This is a genomic window from Kribbella sancticallisti (assembly GCF_039530625.1).
Taxonomy (GTDB): Bacteria; Actinomycetota; Actinomycetes; order Propionibacteriales; family Kribbellaceae; genus Kribbella; species Kribbella sancticallisti.
Genome location: NZ_BAAAOS010000037.1, coordinates 204,804 through 218,846, shown reverse-complemented (window position 1 = coordinate 218,846; position 14,043 = coordinate 204,804). Strand labels below are relative to the sequence as shown.

The 14,043-nt window shown below is 69.0% G+C and carries 16 protein-coding genes and 1 riboswitch; of the genes, 8 read left to right on the top strand and 8 right to left on the bottom strand.

Features of this window, described 5'->3' with window-relative positions; translation table 11 throughout:
* Positions 1-61 precede the first annotated feature (61 nt).
* Complete coding sequence (locus tag ABD255_RS26000) at positions 62-634, top strand: DUF6058 family natural product biosynthesis protein (protein ID WP_344218383.1); 573 nt, start codon at positions 62-64, stop codon at positions 632-634.
* A 287-nt stretch (positions 635-921) separates the two neighbouring features.
* Positions 922-1,104, top strand: coding sequence for a YegP family protein (locus ABD255_RS25995; protein ID WP_344218381.1), 183 nt, complete (start codon positions 922-924; stop codon positions 1,102-1,104).
* A 75-nt stretch (positions 1,105-1,179) separates the two neighbouring features.
* Here the strand turns inward: ABD255_RS25995 and ABD255_RS25990 are convergent, their stop codons facing one another.
* Entirely contained in the window at positions 1,180-1,542 is a 363-nt protein-coding gene (locus ABD255_RS25990; protein WP_344218379.1) for a YciI family protein, read from the bottom strand.
* Between the two features lie 119 nt (positions 1,543-1,661).
* Here ABD255_RS25990 and ABD255_RS25985 point away from each other — a divergent pair, with 119 nt between their 5' ends.
* Entirely contained in the window at positions 1,662-2,624 is a 963-nt protein-coding gene (locus tag ABD255_RS25985) for a threo-3-hydroxy-L-aspartate ammonia-lyase (RefSeq protein WP_344218377.1), read from the top strand.
* A 249-nt stretch (positions 2,625-2,873) separates the two neighbouring features.
* A riboswitch (cyclic di-AMP (ydaO/yuaA leader) is annotated at positions 2,874-3,067 on the top strand.
* A gap of 86 nt (positions 3,068-3,153) precedes the next feature.
* Positions 3,154-3,921: a C40 family peptidase gene (locus tag ABD255_RS25980; RefSeq protein ID WP_344218375.1), complete on the top strand. Its 768-nt coding sequence runs from the start codon at positions 3,154-3,156 to the stop codon at positions 3,919-3,921.
* 113 nt (positions 3,922-4,034) lie between these two features.
* Here the strand turns inward: ABD255_RS25980 and ABD255_RS25975 are convergent, their stop codons facing one another.
* Positions 4,035-4,691 carry a response regulator gene (locus ABD255_RS25975; protein ID WP_344218373.1) on the bottom strand — a complete coding sequence of 219 codons (657 nt, stop codon included), beginning with the start codon at positions 4,689-4,691 and terminating at the stop codon, positions 4,035-4,037.
* Positions 4,692-4,708: 17 nt separating this feature from the next.
* Positions 4,709-5,848 (bottom strand): sensor histidine kinase, encoded by a 1,140-nt coding sequence (locus ABD255_RS25970; RefSeq protein ID WP_344218371.1) that lies wholly within the window; start codon positions 5,846-5,848, stop codon positions 4,709-4,711.
* 143 nt (positions 5,849-5,991) lie between these two features.
* On the opposite strand from ABD255_RS25970, the gene ABD255_RS25965 reads away from it, so the two are divergent.
* From ABD255_RS25965 to ABD255_RS25955, 3 genes are all read left to right on the top strand, one after another.
* A complete protein-coding gene (locus ABD255_RS25965) occupies positions 5,992-6,879 on the top strand; it encodes an ABC transporter ATP-binding protein (protein WP_344218369.1) in 888 nt (295 codons plus the stop codon).
* Between the two features lie 36 nt (positions 6,880-6,915).
* Positions 6,916-7,731, top strand: a complete 816-nt coding sequence (locus ABD255_RS25960; RefSeq protein ID WP_344218367.1) for an ABC transporter permease — start codon at positions 6,916-6,918, stop codon at positions 7,729-7,731.
* Positions 7,732-7,947: 216 nt separating this feature from the next.
* The gene (locus ABD255_RS25955) at positions 7,948-8,139 is read left to right on the top strand and encodes a DUF3073 domain-containing protein (protein ID WP_344218365.1); all 192 of its coding nucleotides are present in this window, start codon (positions 7,948-7,950) and stop codon (positions 8,137-8,139) included.
* A 181-nt stretch (positions 8,140-8,320) separates the two neighbouring features.
* Here the strand turns inward: ABD255_RS25955 and purM are convergent, their stop codons facing one another.
* The 3 genes from purM to ABD255_RS25940 are packed head-to-tail and all read right to left on the bottom strand — an operon-like array spanning position 8,321 to position 11,152.
* On the bottom strand, positions 8,321-9,412 hold the full coding sequence (gene purM / locus ABD255_RS25950; protein ID WP_344218363.1) for a phosphoribosylformylglycinamidine cyclo-ligase: 1,092 nt from the start codon (positions 9,410-9,412) through the stop codon (positions 8,321-8,323).
* 14 nt (positions 9,413-9,426) lie between these two features.
* Entirely contained in the window at positions 9,427-10,989 is a 1,563-nt protein-coding gene (gene purF, locus ABD255_RS25945) for an amidophosphoribosyltransferase (protein ID WP_344218361.1), read from the bottom strand.
* 22 nt (positions 10,990-11,011) lie between these two features.
* On the bottom strand, positions 11,012-11,152 hold the full coding sequence (locus tag ABD255_RS25940) for a hypothetical protein (RefSeq protein WP_344218359.1): 141 nt from the start codon (positions 11,150-11,152) through the stop codon (positions 11,012-11,014).
* A 103-nt stretch (positions 11,153-11,255) separates the two neighbouring features.
* Between ABD255_RS25940 and ABD255_RS25935 the strand changes: the two genes are divergently transcribed.
* Positions 11,256-12,239 (top strand): helix-turn-helix transcriptional regulator, encoded by a 984-nt coding sequence (locus ABD255_RS25935; protein WP_344218357.1) that lies wholly within the window; start codon positions 11,256-11,258, stop codon positions 12,237-12,239.
* Positions 12,240-12,308: 69 nt separating this feature from the next.
* Here the strand turns inward: ABD255_RS25935 and ABD255_RS25930 are convergent, their stop codons facing one another.
* Entirely contained in the window at positions 12,309-13,679 is a 1,371-nt protein-coding gene (locus tag ABD255_RS25930; protein WP_344218355.1) for an NAD(P)(+) transhydrogenase (Re/Si-specific) subunit beta, read from the bottom strand.
* On the bottom strand, positions 13,676-13,981 hold the full coding sequence (locus ABD255_RS25925) for an NAD(P) transhydrogenase subunit alpha part 2 (RefSeq protein ID WP_344218353.1): 306 nt from the start codon (positions 13,979-13,981) through the stop codon (positions 13,676-13,678). The genes ABD255_RS25930 and ABD255_RS25925 overlap by 4 nt, the downstream gene beginning before the upstream one ends.
* Between the last annotated feature and the right edge of the window lie 62 nt (positions 13,982-14,043).

Here is a 14,043-nt window from a genome sequence, read left to right as displayed (position 1 = left end):
AACAACCCAACCAGCGGCACGACAACCAACCTCGCACCAGCCGCTTGACATAGGAGAAACGATGAGTCGAGAGGCGATCAAGCAGCGGTTCCTGGAGATCAACGGCGACCACCCGATGACGGCCGAGGACGACGCCTACGTGACGAGGCAGTTCCGGGTGCTGGACGAGCTCTGCGCCGAGCAGGGCCGCGACGCCAACGAGGCTCGGCGGCTGATGCTGGCAGGCAAGCTGCCGATGCCGGGCTACCTGCGCTCGGACGGCGCCGAGATGGTGCCGGCCGATCTGTTCGCCTTGGCCGACCAGACCGACGAGTTGCAAGCGTGGTTCGTCGCCCAGTGGTCGGATGTAGCCGAGGGCAACGACGAGTGGGCCGCATACCTGAGCGGTCGGTACGTCTGTCTGCACTCGGTCACGCCGACAACGATCAAGCGCAAAGGCCAATTGATCGAGGCGATCAAGGCGACCACAGACCCGGTCGACCTGAAGCCCCTCGTCGACGAGCTCGACGAACTCGAGCCCGAGTTCACCGCCTACGACCGGCTCCGGTTCGGCGGCCCGGTCTCCCGCGACGTCTACATCAACCCTTTCAAGTCCTCGACCTCGGCAGCCGCGAGACCCGTCCCCTCCAACTGACCCAGTACCGCGACCGCCCGCTCGCCCCGGTCCGGATCAGCCCAACCTCCAGTACTGCGATCGCGGCCGCCTCGTCGCCGTGCGAATCCCTTTGCCTGGCAGCGTTTCGCAGTACTCGCTCGAACGGTCCGGGCGGTGGCCAGCGCGCTCGGGATCGGCGCGCGCTCGACCGGTTCCGCTTCGGGCTCGACCTCGTTCTCGACGCGATCGCATGTCGGGCTCCCGATGACCGTCGGTGAGGTCTACGCTCCGAAGCGTTGTCAGACCATCACCACGGGAGGTTCGTCATGGCAGGCAAGTTCGAGTTGTACGAAGACAAGTCGGGTGGGTTCCGGTTCCGCCTCAAGGCCGGCAACGGCGAGGTGATCGCGGTCAGCGAGAGCTACAAGAGCAAGGACAGCGCACTGAACGGCATCGAGTCGGTGAAGAAGAACGCCGGCGGCGCGAACATCGACGACCAGACCTCCTGAGCCGCCGCCGAACGGAACGGCAGGACCTCCCCGAAGCGGAGCTCCTGCCGTTCCGTCGTTTCCAGGGTCCCTGACTCAGAGACCGACCTCGTGGACCACCGGCCGGACCTCGACGCCGAGGCCCTCGATGCCCGCGTCCGGGATCATCGCGGCCAGTTCGTAGGCGCGCTCCGGTGTCTCGCACTCGACCAGGTAGTACCCGGCGAGAAACTCCTTCGCCTCCAGGAACGGCCCGTCCGTCACGGCCGGCACCCCGTCGCGGACCTTGACCACGGCGGTCTTGGCCGGCTCGGCCAGCGCCACCGTGCTGTGGAACTCGCCCGACTCCCGCAGCGTCTTCATGAACTTGTCGTGCCCGCTGAAGATCGCCTGCTGCTCGTCCTCGGACAGGGCGGCCAGCACGTCGGGGTTGATGTTCAGGACCAGTAGGTATTTCACGATCTCTCCTTCGCCGTCGGCTCCCCGCTCGGGGAACCTCTCGCCATCAGTACGGAGCCGGATCCGCGACCTTGACATCGCGATGCTACGAAGTCCGCCGGGCCAAGTAGCGTCTAGCCATGGTTGAGCTGACTCTCGAGGACGTGCAGGCGGCGGCAGGACGAATCGCGGGGGTGGCACACCGTACTCCGGTACTCACCTCGCGGACGCTGAACGAGCGGGTCGGCGCCGAGGTGTTCCTGAAGGCGGAGAACTTCCAGCGGATCGGCGCGTTCAAGTTCCGCGGCGCGTTCAACGCGATCAGCCGGCTGACGGCGGAACAACTCGGCCGCGGCGTCGCGGCGTACTCGTCGGGCAATCACGCCCAGGCGGTCGCGCTGGCGGCCCGGCTGGCGGGCACGGCCGCGGTGATCCTGATGCCGAAGGACGCACCGCCGACCAAGATGGCGGCCACTCGCGGGTACGGCGCCGAGGTGGTCACCTACGACCGGTACGCCCAGGATCGGGCCGCGCTGGCGAAGCAGTTGTCCGAGGAACGCGGGCTCACCCTGATTCCGCCGTACGACCACTACGACGTGATGGCCGGGCAGGGCACGGTCGCGCTGGAGTTGATCGAGGAGGTCGGACCGCTCGGCGCACTGCTGGTGCCGATCGGCGGCGGCGGGTTGATCTCGGGCTGCGCGACGGCCGCCACCGCCTTGTCGCCGGGGATCCGGGTGATCGGGGTGGAGCCGGCCGCGGGCGACGACACCGCCCGGTCGCTGGCCGCGGGCAAGCGGGTCCAGATCGACATACCGCGAACGATCGCCGACGGCCAGGCGATCGCCACACCGGGCGAGCTGACCTTTCCGGTGGTCCAGCGACTGGTGGACAGTGTGGCGCTGGTCAGCGACGACGAGATCCGGGCGGCGATGACGTTCGTGTTCGAGCGGCTGAAGATCGTCGTCGAGCCGAGTGGCGCGAGCGCGCTGGCGGCGCTCCTGAGCGGCCGGATCAAGGCGGTCCCGGAGCGGGTCGGAGTGGTGATCTCAGGCGGGAACGTGGGCCTGGAGCGGTGGCTCGAACTGCTGGGAAAAGGGTGACCTGAGTACGCCCTGTGCTCGTTGTCACACAGAGCAATCGCCGAATGTGACCCAGGTCACTCGGATCGGCTGTGTGGCCGCCTGCGGGACGCTCAGACGCGCTCAGGACACCAGGTGTTCACCTGTGGTCCCTGACCCGTCAGAGAGCCGTTTGAGCCCTTTCCGGAGGGTCTCTGTCGATTTGAGGGTTTGCGCCGTGACCATTCTGTTATACAGTCGTCGGCGGTTCGACAAACACTGCGAACCGCACATGTGTCAACGCCGAGTCCTGCCAGGCAGATGTGCTCCCCTCGAACACCACATGGCAGGAGTGGGGGACCCAGGAAGTTGGGTCCCGACCGTGAGTGGTCGGGTCCCTGGGGTGAAGTCCGCGGGAGCGGACCGGGCTAATGACTCTCAGCCCGAACCCGACAGCTAACTTCACAGGCGTCGGGAGACAACCATGCCCGTCACTGCCCGACGGACAGCGCTTCAGGGCGCCGTCAGTCAGACCAGCGAGGCCAGTAGTAGCCGGCCCACCGGCCGTACGATGGCCAAGCACCGTAAGCCCAGCAAGCCCGTGGCCGGCCCTCGCGCCGCCGCCGCAGTTCTCTCGGTCGGTCTCGCAGTCGGTGGTGGAGCCGCGATCAGCGTGGTCTCCGCGCCTCAGACCGCTTCCGCGGCGACTTCCAAGGTGACCGCGACCCGTGGTTACACCAGCATCCCGAGCCGGCCGCTGCTTCGCTTCCGCGACTCCGGCCCGACTGTCAAGTACGTCCAGCGGGCCCTGCACCTGGGTCCCGACGGCTACTTCGGCAACAGCACCGTCCGGATCCTGAAAAAGTACCAGGCGTCCTGGGGCATCGCCCCGACCGGCACCATGACCAAGGCCACCTGGGGCCGGCTGACCTGGACCGCCAAGCGCGGCCTGCTCTACGGCAAGTACGGCACGAGCACCACCACGACGTCCTTCCGGGCGAAGGTGCTGCGCGAGGCCGCGAGGCTCAAGGGCACGCCGTACCGCTACGGCGGCACGACGGCGCGCGGCTTCGACTGCTCCGGCTACACCGGCTACGTCTACAAGAAGGCCGGCAAGAAGCTGCCCCGTACGTCGCGTCAGCAGTACAGCGTGACCAAGCACATCAGCCGCAAGGCCGCGAAGCCGGGCGACCTGGTGTTCTTCCGGAGCGGTGGCGGCGGCGTGTACCACGTCGGCATCTACGCCGGGAACAACACCCTGTGGCACTCCTCGAAGCCGGGCACCCCGGTTGCCAAGGGCAAGATCTGGAGCAGCAACGTGGCCTTCGGCCGCGTCTGATCCACACCGTCAGCGCCCACTCCCCCCTGGGACGCTGACCTGAAACCGGTCGTGCGCCGTCGCCCCCACCCCTCCGACGGCGCGCGGCCGGTTTCCCATTGGCCGACCTGTTTCTACTGGTCGAGCAGGCCGGCGTCGTGGGCGAGGATCGCGACCTGGACCCGGTTCGTCGCGTCGAGCTTCACCAGCACCCGCGACACATGCGCCTTGACGGTCGCCTCGCTCATGAACAGTTCCCGGCCGATGTCCGCATTCGACAGTCCGCGCGCGACCGCGGCCAGTACTTCGGTCTCCCGGTCGGTCAACGCGGTCAGCCGCTCCCGCGCCGTCCGCTGCCGGTCCGTCCGCGGATCCGCGGCGAAGTGCCCGATCAGCCGCCGGGTCACCGCCGGCGACAGCATCGCGTCCCCGGCCGCCACCACCCGGACTGCCTGCACCAGTTCCCGCGGCGGGGTGTCCTTGAGCAGGAACCCGCTCGCCCCGGCCTGCAGCGCCCGGAACACGTAGTCGTCCAGATCGAACGTCGTCAGCACCAGGACCTTCGGCGGATCCGGCAACGCCTGGACCTGCCGGGTGGCCGCCAGCCCGTCGAGCCGCGGCATCCGGATGTCCATCAGTACGACGTCCGGCCGGTGCTCGCGCACCATGGCGGCCGCGTCGGCGCCGTCGTCGGCCTCGGCGACCACCTGCAGGTCGTCGGCCGACTCCAGGATCATCTTCAGCCCGGCCCGGACCAGCGCCTCGTCGTCCACGATCAGCAGCCGCGTCATCGTTTCCCTTCTTGCCGTCAGTAGGGCAGCCAGGCCTCGACCTGCCAGCCACCGTCCGCGGTCGGTCCGACCGTCAGCCGGCCACCGGACAGGGTCACCCGCTCCCGGATCCCGACGAGCCCCGCGCCGGAGCCCGGCAACAGTGAATCAGCCGCCACCGGCCGCAGGTTCGCCACCCGCACGGTCACGCCGGTCCCGGCCGCTCCGTCCACCAGCACCGAGGTGGTCGCACCCCGGGCATGCTTGTGGACGTTGGTCAGCGCCTCCTGCACGATCCGGTAGACCGTGCGCCCGACGAGGGCCGGTACGTCGTCCGGCAGGGTCAGCTCACTCGTCACGTTCACCCCGGCCGCCCGGGAGGCCTGGACCAGCCGATCCAGGTCCGCCGCCCGGGGTACCGGCGCCAAATCCGCGCCGTCCACGCTCACGTCGGTACGCAGTACGCCGAGTACTTCGCGGAGGTCCTCCATCGCCTGGCGGGCGGTCTCGCGGATCAGCCCGGCCGAGCTCTCCACCTTCTCCGGGCCGACGGCCGGGTTCACCTCGAGCCCACCGGCGTGCAGCGCGATCAGCGACACCTTGTGGGCGAGCACGTCGTGCATCTCCTGCGCGATCCGGGCCCGCTCGCCCAGCCGGGCTTGCTCTGCCCGCAGTTCACGTTCGGCCTCCGCCCGCTCGGCCCGGTCGCGCAACGACACCATCAGGTCGCGCCTGGCCCCGATGTACGCACCGACGGCGACCCAACTCCCGACCAGGAACGGTCCGGTGAAGGCCAGCACGAGGATGTCGCTGGTGTCGGACCAACTGCTGACGATGTAGGCCAGGTAGGCAGCCGCGGTCAGGAGGCCGAGCACCGTGTCCCGGCGGCGGATCGCCAGGGTGAGCAGGGCCAGCCCCATCGGGACGAAGACCTGCGCGAGGCCCAGCGCCAGGATGGTGATGATCGTGACCGTGACCGGATAGCGCCGACGCCACCACAGCGCCAGGGACGCCACGATCCCGGCCGCCAGCACGAACCAGTCCCGCGTCTGCCAGCCGTTCCCACCGGAGGCGGCCTGAGCCACGATCGTCAGCAGGCTGAACCCGATGAAGGTCAGGTCGCGGAACCGCGGGGCGCGCCGGACGAACCAGGCGTACCAGCGGCGCAACCGTTGCATCCCGTCAGCGTAGTTGCCCCGCGCACTGACTCACGTCCCTCTTCCGGTGGTCATCGGGATCCTTTCCCGGCGACTTTCGTAGGGGGTCGGTCCACCCGGTCGGGCGATGTGCCGACCGGGTGCCGGACGGAAGAGTGGCGGTCATGATCACCGTCGAGAACCTCAGCAAGCGTTATGGCAGCACCGCGGCCGTCCAGGACGTGTCGTTCACCGTCGAGCCTGGCAGCATCACCGGATTCCTCGGCCCCAACGGCGCCGGCAAGTCCACCACGCTGCGCATGCTGACGGGACTCACCCCACCCAGCTCCGGCCGCGCCACGATCGCCGGCAAGAAGTACGTCGAGCTCCCGAACCCGGGGCGCGTCGTCGGCGTGATGCTGGACGCGGCGGCGCAGCACCCGGGCCGCACCGGCCGGGAGACCCTGCTGCTCAACGCGGGACTGCTCGGAGTGCCCAACAGCCGCGCGGACGAGATGCTGGAGGCCGTCGGACTCACCTCCGCCGCCAAGCGCCGCGTCGGCCAGTACTCGCTGGGGATGCGGCAGCGGCTCGGTATCGCCGGCGCGCTGCTGGGCGACCCCGCGGCACTGATCCTGGACGAGCCCGCGAACGGCATGGACCCCGAGGGCATCCGGTGGATGCGCGGCCTGCTGCAGGACTTCGCCTCCCGCGGCGGCACGGTGATCCTGTCCAGCCACCTGCTGGGCGAGGTGCAGGCGACCGTGGACCGGCTGGTCGTCATCGGCGGCGGCCGGATCGTCGCCGACGGCTCCCTGGAGGAACTGCTCGCCGGGAGCGGCACGCTGGTCCGCGGCCTCGACCCGGCCGGCCTCAACCAGGCGCTGACCGCTGCGGGCCTCAACCTCGAGCCGCTGCACGACGGCGCCCTGCGGGTGGACGCCACTGCCGAGGAGGTCGGCCGTGCGGCCGCCGCTGCCGGCCAGATCCTGCTCGAACTCCGCGAGAGCGACGGCGCCGGCCTGGAAGAGCTCTTCTTCCAGCTCACCAGCCCGGCCGCTGCCGCCGCCTGACCTTCCCGGCCTTTCTACTTTCTGGAGCTCACCACCATGGCTGTCACTGAAATCTCTTCACCGGTCGCCTCGGCGGCACCGGGCAAGCACCGCGCCGCGGTCGCGACCTCGCTGCCGCCGGCCCGCGGCCAGTCGTTCCTCAAGCTCGTCACCACCGAACTGCGCAAGTCCGTCAACACCCGGAGCGGCCGAGTGCTGATTCTGGCCATCCTGGCCCTGGCGCTCGCCGCACTCGGCTGGCAACTCACCCACATGGACGACGGCGCCCAGACCTTCGACAGCTACCTCGCGGCCGCTTCGACCGGTGTCATGCTGCTGCTGCCGGTGATCGGCGTGATGGCGATGACCAGTGAATGGACCCAGCGGACCGCGCTGACCACCTTCACGCTGTCGCCGCGCCGGGTCCGGGTCCAGCTGGCCAAGTTCACCTCGGCGATCGTGCTGAGCGTCGTCGTGCTGACCGCGACCACCCTGCTGGCGCTGGCTGCCACCGCGATCGGTGGAGCCACCAGCGGCGACGGAGCGACGTACGCCGGGCTGGGCGGTTCGCTGGCCGGGGCCTACCTGACCACCGCCCTCAACGTCGTGATGGGTGCCGCCTTCGGCGCGGTGATCGCCCAGACCGCCGTCGCGATCCTGGTCTTCTTCATCGCCCCGACCGCCTGGTCGCTGGCCGGACCGGCCCTGTTCAAGAGCAACGCGGACTGGCTGGACGTGTTCGGCGCCTTCGGCCGGATCGCCGAGCGGGATCTGCAGGGGATGCTGCCCGAGACGCTCACCGCGATCGGCGTCTGGATCGTGCTGCCGACCATCGTCGGACTGTGGGCAAGCTCACGTCGCGAGGTGAAGTGAGGACGCCGTAAGGCGCCAAAGACGCGGGAGGCCTGGCCGGTTTGAGGGGATCGGCCCGGCCTTCCGGCCTGTCATCGGACCTCTTGGGGCGTCCAGTCAGGGGGCGGTGCGTGTGTCGGACTCCCGGGCCGGGTAACCTAGAACCACGATTACTGACGACTGATCCGTGGGCGCCACGCTGCGTACCCGGTTGACTTGTGCGAGGGGGTCGACGCTATGGGGCGCGGCCGTGCAAAGGCCAAGCAGACGAAGGTCGCACGCGACCTGAAGTACCGCACCTGGGACACCGACTTGGACCAGCTCAAGCGAGAGCTGTCCGGCGGGGACGAGGGCGGTAGCGGATCTGCGAACGGCAACAACGACGCAGACGTCGGCGATGACGCCGACGACTACCACCCCCGTCGGTAAAGCTGCAGGAGCACTTCGGTTGACCTGCCCAGGCCCCTAGGGCGCCTGGGCAGGTCGGCTGTGCTCCCGCCGACGAGTTCACCACACAGCACTTCAGGTGATGTCAGCGTGCCCTTTCGCCTGAGGTCTGGTCCCGTCGTGAGGTCCGGGGAACCGCGGTTCCCCGGACTTCGCGCGTGCGTCAGACGGCGTAGTCGCCCTGGAGCTCGACACCGTTCTTGGTGTCCGCCGCGGTGACCTCACCGCAGACCCAGGCGGGGATGTCCCGCTCGCCCAGTACCGCGATCGCGCGGTCCGCCGCGGCCGGGTCCAGCACGGCGACCATACCGACGCCCATGTTCAGCGTCTTCTCCAGCTCGAGCAGCGGAACCTCGCCGAGCTGACCGACCATCCCGAAGACGGGTGCCGGCGTCCAGGTCGACCGGTCGATCCGGACGGCCAGGTCGTCCGGGATCACCCGGGCCAGATTCGCCGCGAAGCCGCCGCCGGTGATGTGGGACATCGCGTGCAGCGGCCGCTCGTCCCCGCCGTTGAGGTCCTGGATCAGCTCCAGGCAGTGCTTGGCGTAGACCCGGGTCGGGATCAGCAGGGTGTCGCCGAGAACGCCGCCGAGCTCGGGGATCTCCCGGTCGAGCTTCCAGCCGGCCCGGTCGAAGAAGACGTGCCGAACCAGGCTGTAGCCGTTCGAGTGCAGCCCGGACGAGGCCATCGCGACCACGATGTCACCCGCGCGGACCCGGTCGGCGCCGAGCACCTCGTCGGCCTCCACGACACCCGTCGAGGCGCCGGCCACGTCGTACTCGTCGGCTTCCAGCAGGCCGGGGTGCTCGGCCGTCTCGCCGCCGACGAGCGCAGTACCGGCTTCGACGCAGGCCTCGGCGATGCCCTTCACGATCTGCGCGATCGTCTCCGGGACCACCTTGCCGGTGCAGATGTAGTCGGTCATGAACAGCGGCTCGGCGCCGCAGACGACCAGGTCGTCGACGACCATGCCGACCAGGTCGAACCCGATCGTGTCGTGCCGGTCCATCTTCTGGGCGATCGCGACCTTGGTGCCGACACCGTCGGTCGAGGTGGCCAGCAGCGGCCGCCGGTACGCCGTCAGCGCGGTGGCGTCGAACAGCCCGGCGAACCCGCCGAGCCCGCCGACCACCTCGGGGCGGGTCGCCTTGGCCACCCACTCCTTCATCAGCTCGACGGCCCGGTCACCGGCCTCGATGTCGACTCCGGCGGCGGCGTAGCTCGCGCCCTGGCTCACGGTGTTCTCCTTCATCGGGCCTCGGACCTTCACGGCCGGGACAGGGCGTCCGCGGCACCGGCGCCGCCGGAAACCGTGGCGAGGCCGTCGGCGTCGGTGCTCACCGGTACCTCGAGCAGGTGCTTGCCCAGGTGCTCGGGCTTCGGCAGTTCGACCGGGTAGACCCCGTCGAAGCAGGCCCGGCAGAGCTGGTCCTTGGGCACCGTGGTGGCTTCGATCAGCCCGTCCAGGCTGATGTAGCCGAGCGAGTCCGCGCCGATCGAGCGGCAGATCTCCTCGGTGTTCAGGCCGTTCGCGATCAGTTCGGCGCGGCTGGCGAAGTCGATGCCGTAGAAGCACGGCCACTTCACCGGCGGCGACGAGATCCGCACGTGGATCTCCGCGGCGCCGGACTCGCGCAGCATCCGGATCACCGCACGCTGGGTGTTGCCGCGGACGATCGAGTCGTCGACGACGACCAGGCGCTTGCCCTCGATCACCTCGCGCAGCGGGTTCAGCTTGAGCCGGATACCCAACTGGCGGATGGTCTGGCTCGGCTGGATGAAGGTCCGGCCGACGTAGGCGTTCTTGACCAGCCCGGAGCCGTAGGGGATGCCCGACTCCTCGGCGTACCCGATGGCGCCCGGCGTACCGGACTCCGGGGTGGCGATCACGAGGTCGGCCTCGACCGGGTGCTCACGGGCCAGTTGGCGGCCCACCTGGACCCGGGTCGAGTGGATCCGCTGGCCGGAGATCTGGGTGTCCGGGCGGGCCAGGTAGACGAACTCGAACAGGCAGCCCTTGGGATCCTGCTCGGCGAACTTGGTGGAGCGCAGGCCGTCCTCGTCGATCGCGACGATCTCGCCCGGCTCGACCTCGCGGATGAAGCTGGCACCGACGATGTCGAGCGCCGCCGTCTCGCTGGCGACCACCCAGCCGCGTTCGAGCCGGCCGAGCACGAGCGGGCGGATCCCCTGTGGGTCGCGGGCGGCGTACAGGGTGGACTCGTCCATGAAGATCAGGCTGTAGGCGCCCTTGACCTTCGGGAGCACCTTCGCCGCCGCCTGCTCGATGGTCAGGTCCGGGTAGCCGGCCAGCATCGAGGTGAGGATGTCGGTGTCGGAGGACGCGCCATGCTTGGCGTTCGCCTTCGCGTGCTCGACGTCGAGGTCCAGCCCCAGGTCGAGGTCGTCGTTGCCGCCGAGCGACGCGGCCAGTTCACCGGTGTTGGTGAGGTTGCCGTTGTGCCCGAGCGCGATCGATCCGGTCGCGGTGGACCGGAACGTCGGCTGCGCATTCGCCCAGACGCTGGACCCGGTCGTCGAGTACCGACAGTGACCGACCGCGATATGTCCCTTGAGAGAGGCCAGGGTGGCCTCGTCGAACGCCTGCGAGACCAGACCCATGTCCTTGTAGACCAGGATCTGGTTCCCGTTGCTGACCGCGATGCCAGCCGACTCCTGCCCCCGGTGCTGCAGAGCGTAGAGCCCGAAATAGGTGAGTTTGGCGACCTCTTCCCCCGGTGCCCAGACCCCGAAGACGCCACAAGCGTCCTGCGGGCCTAGGTCCTGCGGGTCAAGATCATGAGTGAGCCGACCATCGCCACGAGCCACGCTGAGCAGTCTACGGGACTGCCTACCAGCAGACGGCCCCCAGGCCGCAGTGCGGAACCGAGGGCGGGTCGGCCGCCTCGGCACTGCCGGTACTTGCCGGCGAATACGCGATCGCCGCGGCCAGCAGGCCGGCAGCGACTACAGTGAGCCACTTCTTGATCACCAGAGGTCCCTTCGAAATTGTCGGTGACAACCAATCAGGCGCTCATTGTCGACGCACTCTGTATATGGTCGGTTCCAAGCAAGCGACGAAGGAGTGGAGAGCCGTGCTGGAACCGCTGGGTGTGGACGAGGCCACCTTCGCGGTGTATCACGCCCTCCTGAGCCACCCAGACAGTACGCCGGAGCAGATTGCCGCGCTAGTGAACAGTCCTCTGGACGAAGTTCTGGAGATGATGCAGAACCTGCGCAAGCTGGAACTCCTGGTCCCCACCTGGACCAATCCGGAGGCCGAGCACGCCGTGCACCCCCGGGTCGGACTGTCCGGCCTGGCCGAGCGACGCCGCGGCGAGCTGAACAGGTTGCTCAGCGAGCTCCGCCAGGCGGAGTCCTCGGCCGAGGTCATCGCCGAGCAGTACAACGAGCTCCTCACGTCACGCAGCAGCGGCGACGTCGAAGTGCTCAAGGGACGGGCGAACGCCTCCCGGCGGATCGAGGAGCTCGGGCTGAAGGCCAGGGACAGCTTCTGGGGGATGGTGCCGGCCCACATCGACGACACCATCCATCCGGCCGAGACCTCACCGGACCTGCCGCTGCTCGAGCGCGGCGTCAGGATGCGGACCATCTATCTGCAGAGCATGACGGTGTCCAAGCCGGGCCTCGACTACGCGGCCACCCTGCACCGGCACGGCGGCGAGGTCCGGGCGACGCCGACCCTGCCGATGCGCCTGCTCATCATCGACCAGGAGATCGCCATCATGGCGATGGACCCGGAGAACCCGACGGCAGGCGCGGTGATCCACCGCAGCCCCGCCGTCATCGCCGTCGCGCTCGCCCTCTTCGACGCCTACTGGTCCCGCGCGGTGGAACTCTTCTCCCCCGAGGACCGCGACAACAACACCCCGCTCACCCCGCACGAGGCCGAAGTACTGCGCCTGCTCGCCGGCGGCGCCAAGGACGAGCAGGTCGCCCGCCTCCTGGGCATCTCGTTGCGCACCGCCCGCCGCATCACCGCAAACCTCTCCGAGCGCCTGGACGCGACTTCCCGCTTCGAACTGGGCGTGGCCGCCGCAAAACGCGGGTGGGTCTGACCAGTACCTGTCGGGAAATGCGGGAATTCGCCGCTCGGAAACGCATTCAGGGAAATACGCGGGTGGCCGTCAGACGTTTTTCACGGCGGCGAGGAGTTTGGTGAGGGACTCTCTGGCGTCGCCGAAGAGCAGGGTGGTGCGGGGGTCGTAGAGAAGTTCGTTCTCGATGCCGGCGAAACCGGGTCGCATGGAGCGTTTGAGGAAGATGACCCGCTGGGCCTCGTCGGCGTTCAGGATGGGCATGCCGTAGATCGGGGCGCTGGGGCTGTTGCGGGCGGCCGGGTTGACCACGTCGTTGGCGCCGACCACCAGGACCACGTCGGTCGACTTGAAGTCACCGTTGATGTCGTCCATCTCGCGCAACTGCTCGTACGGGACCTGGGCCTCGGCGAGCAGGACGTTCATGTGGCCGGGCATCCGGCCCGCGACCGGGTGGATCGCGTAGTCGACCTTGACCCCGCGGCCCTGCAGGGTCTCGACCAGGTCGCGCAGGGTGTGCTGGGCCTGGGCGACGGCGAGGCCGTAGCCCGGGACGACGATGACGCGCTGGGCGTAGCCGAGCAGGATCGCCACGTCCTCGGCACCGCCGGAGATGACCGGCCGCTCGGACGCGGTACCGCCGCCGAGCGTCGAGCCGCCGCGGACCGCGCCGAAAAGGATGTTGAAGACCGACCGGCCCATCGCGTCGGCCATCAGCTTGGTCAGCAACGTACCGGCCGCGCCGACGAGCGTTCCGGCCACCAGCAGCAGCGTGTTGCCGAGCACGTAACCGCCGGCGGCCACGGTGAGACCCGTGAACGCGTTCAGCAGCGAGATGACGATCGGTACGTCGGCGCCGCCGACCGGCAGCACCAGCATCACGCCGACGGCCAGTCCGACCAGACACAGCAGGACGCCGACCCACACGCGCGGGTCCGACACCAGCCACACCGACAGCGCGACGCCGCCGAGGATGCCTGCGATGAACAGCACCGGCAGCCCGGGGAAGGTCACCGGCCGGGTGGTCATCAACTCCTGCAGCTTCGCGAACGTCACCACCGAACCGGAGAAGCTGATCGCGCCGACCAGAACGGTGAAGGCGGTCGCGATCGCGGGAATGGTCTGGCCGTTGCGCACCTCGCCGAGCTCGATCAACGCGACCAGTGCGGCCGCGCCGCCGCCGACACCGTTGAACAGAGCCACCAACTGGGGCATGTGGGTCATCTGCACCCGGCGCGAACCGACCACGCCGGCGACGGTTCCGATCGCCAGCGCGATCAGGATCGGGACCAGGTGGTCCGGCTTGTAGGCGGCGAAGGTGATGATGACGGCGAGGACAGCACCGGCGGCGCCGAGCAGGTTGCCGTTGCGGGCCGACCGCGGCGACGACAGTGCCTTCAGCGCGACGATGAAGCAGACCGCCGAGATCAGGTAGCCGATCTGGGCCCAGGTGGCGATCACTTGTGCAGCTCCTTCTTCCGAGCCGCGGGACCGCGGAACATCTGCAGCATCCGGTCGGTGACGACGAAACCGCCGACCATGTTCACTGTCGCCAGCACAACGGCCAGCAGCCCGACGATCACCACCAGGGTGGACTCGGCCTGGCCGGTGACGATGATCGCGCCGACCAGGATGACCCCGTGGATCGCGTTCGCGCCGGACATCAGCGGGGTGTGCAGGGTCGAGGAGACCTTGCTGATCACCTCGACGCCGACGAACGCCGCGAGCACGAAGATCGTCAGCAGAGCGATGCTCTCGGTCATGAGGCCTCCCGGCGTGGACTGAGGAGCGGAACGAGCGAAGCGACTGAAGCGACTGAAGCGCC

Bases quoted from the DNA above. Each gene is read 5' to 3' on its own strand.
- ABD255_RS26000 (WP_344218383.1), top strand. From the start codon at position 62: ATGAGTCGAGAGGCGATCAAGCAGCGGTTCCTGGAGATCAACGGCGAC.
- ABD255_RS25995 (WP_344218381.1), top strand. From the start codon at position 922: ATGGCAGGCAAGTTCGAGTTGTACGAAGACAAGTCGGGTGGGTTCCGG.
- ABD255_RS25985 (WP_344218377.1), top strand. From the start codon at position 1,662: ATGGTTGAGCTGACTCTCGAGGACGTGCAGGCGGCGGCAGGACGAATC.
- ABD255_RS25980 (WP_344218375.1), top strand. From the start codon at position 3,154: ATGGCCAAGCACCGTAAGCCCAGCAAGCCCGTGGCCGGCCCTCGCGCC.
- ABD255_RS25975 (WP_344218373.1), bottom strand. From the start codon at position 4,691: ATGACGCGGCTGCTGATCGTGGACGACGAGGCGCTGGTCCGGGCCGGG.
- ABD255_RS25970 (WP_344218371.1), bottom strand. From the start codon at position 5,848: ATGCAACGGTTGCGCCGCTGGTACGCCTGGTTCGTCCGGCGCGCCCCG.
- ABD255_RS25965 (WP_344218369.1), top strand. From the start codon at position 5,992: ATGATCACCGTCGAGAACCTCAGCAAGCGTTATGGCAGCACCGCGGCC.
- ABD255_RS25960 (WP_344218367.1), top strand. From the start codon at position 6,916: ATGGCTGTCACTGAAATCTCTTCACCGGTCGCCTCGGCGGCACCGGGC.
- ABD255_RS25955 (WP_344218365.1), top strand. From the start codon at position 7,948: ATGGGGCGCGGCCGTGCAAAGGCCAAGCAGACGAAGGTCGCACGCGAC.
- purM (WP_344218363.1), bottom strand. From the start codon at position 9,412: ATGAAGGAGAACACCGTGAGCCAGGGCGCGAGCTACGCCGCCGCCGGA.
- ABD255_RS25925 (WP_344218353.1), bottom strand. From the start codon at position 13,981: ATGACCGAGAGCATCGCTCTGCTGACGATCTTCGTGCTCGCGGCGTTC.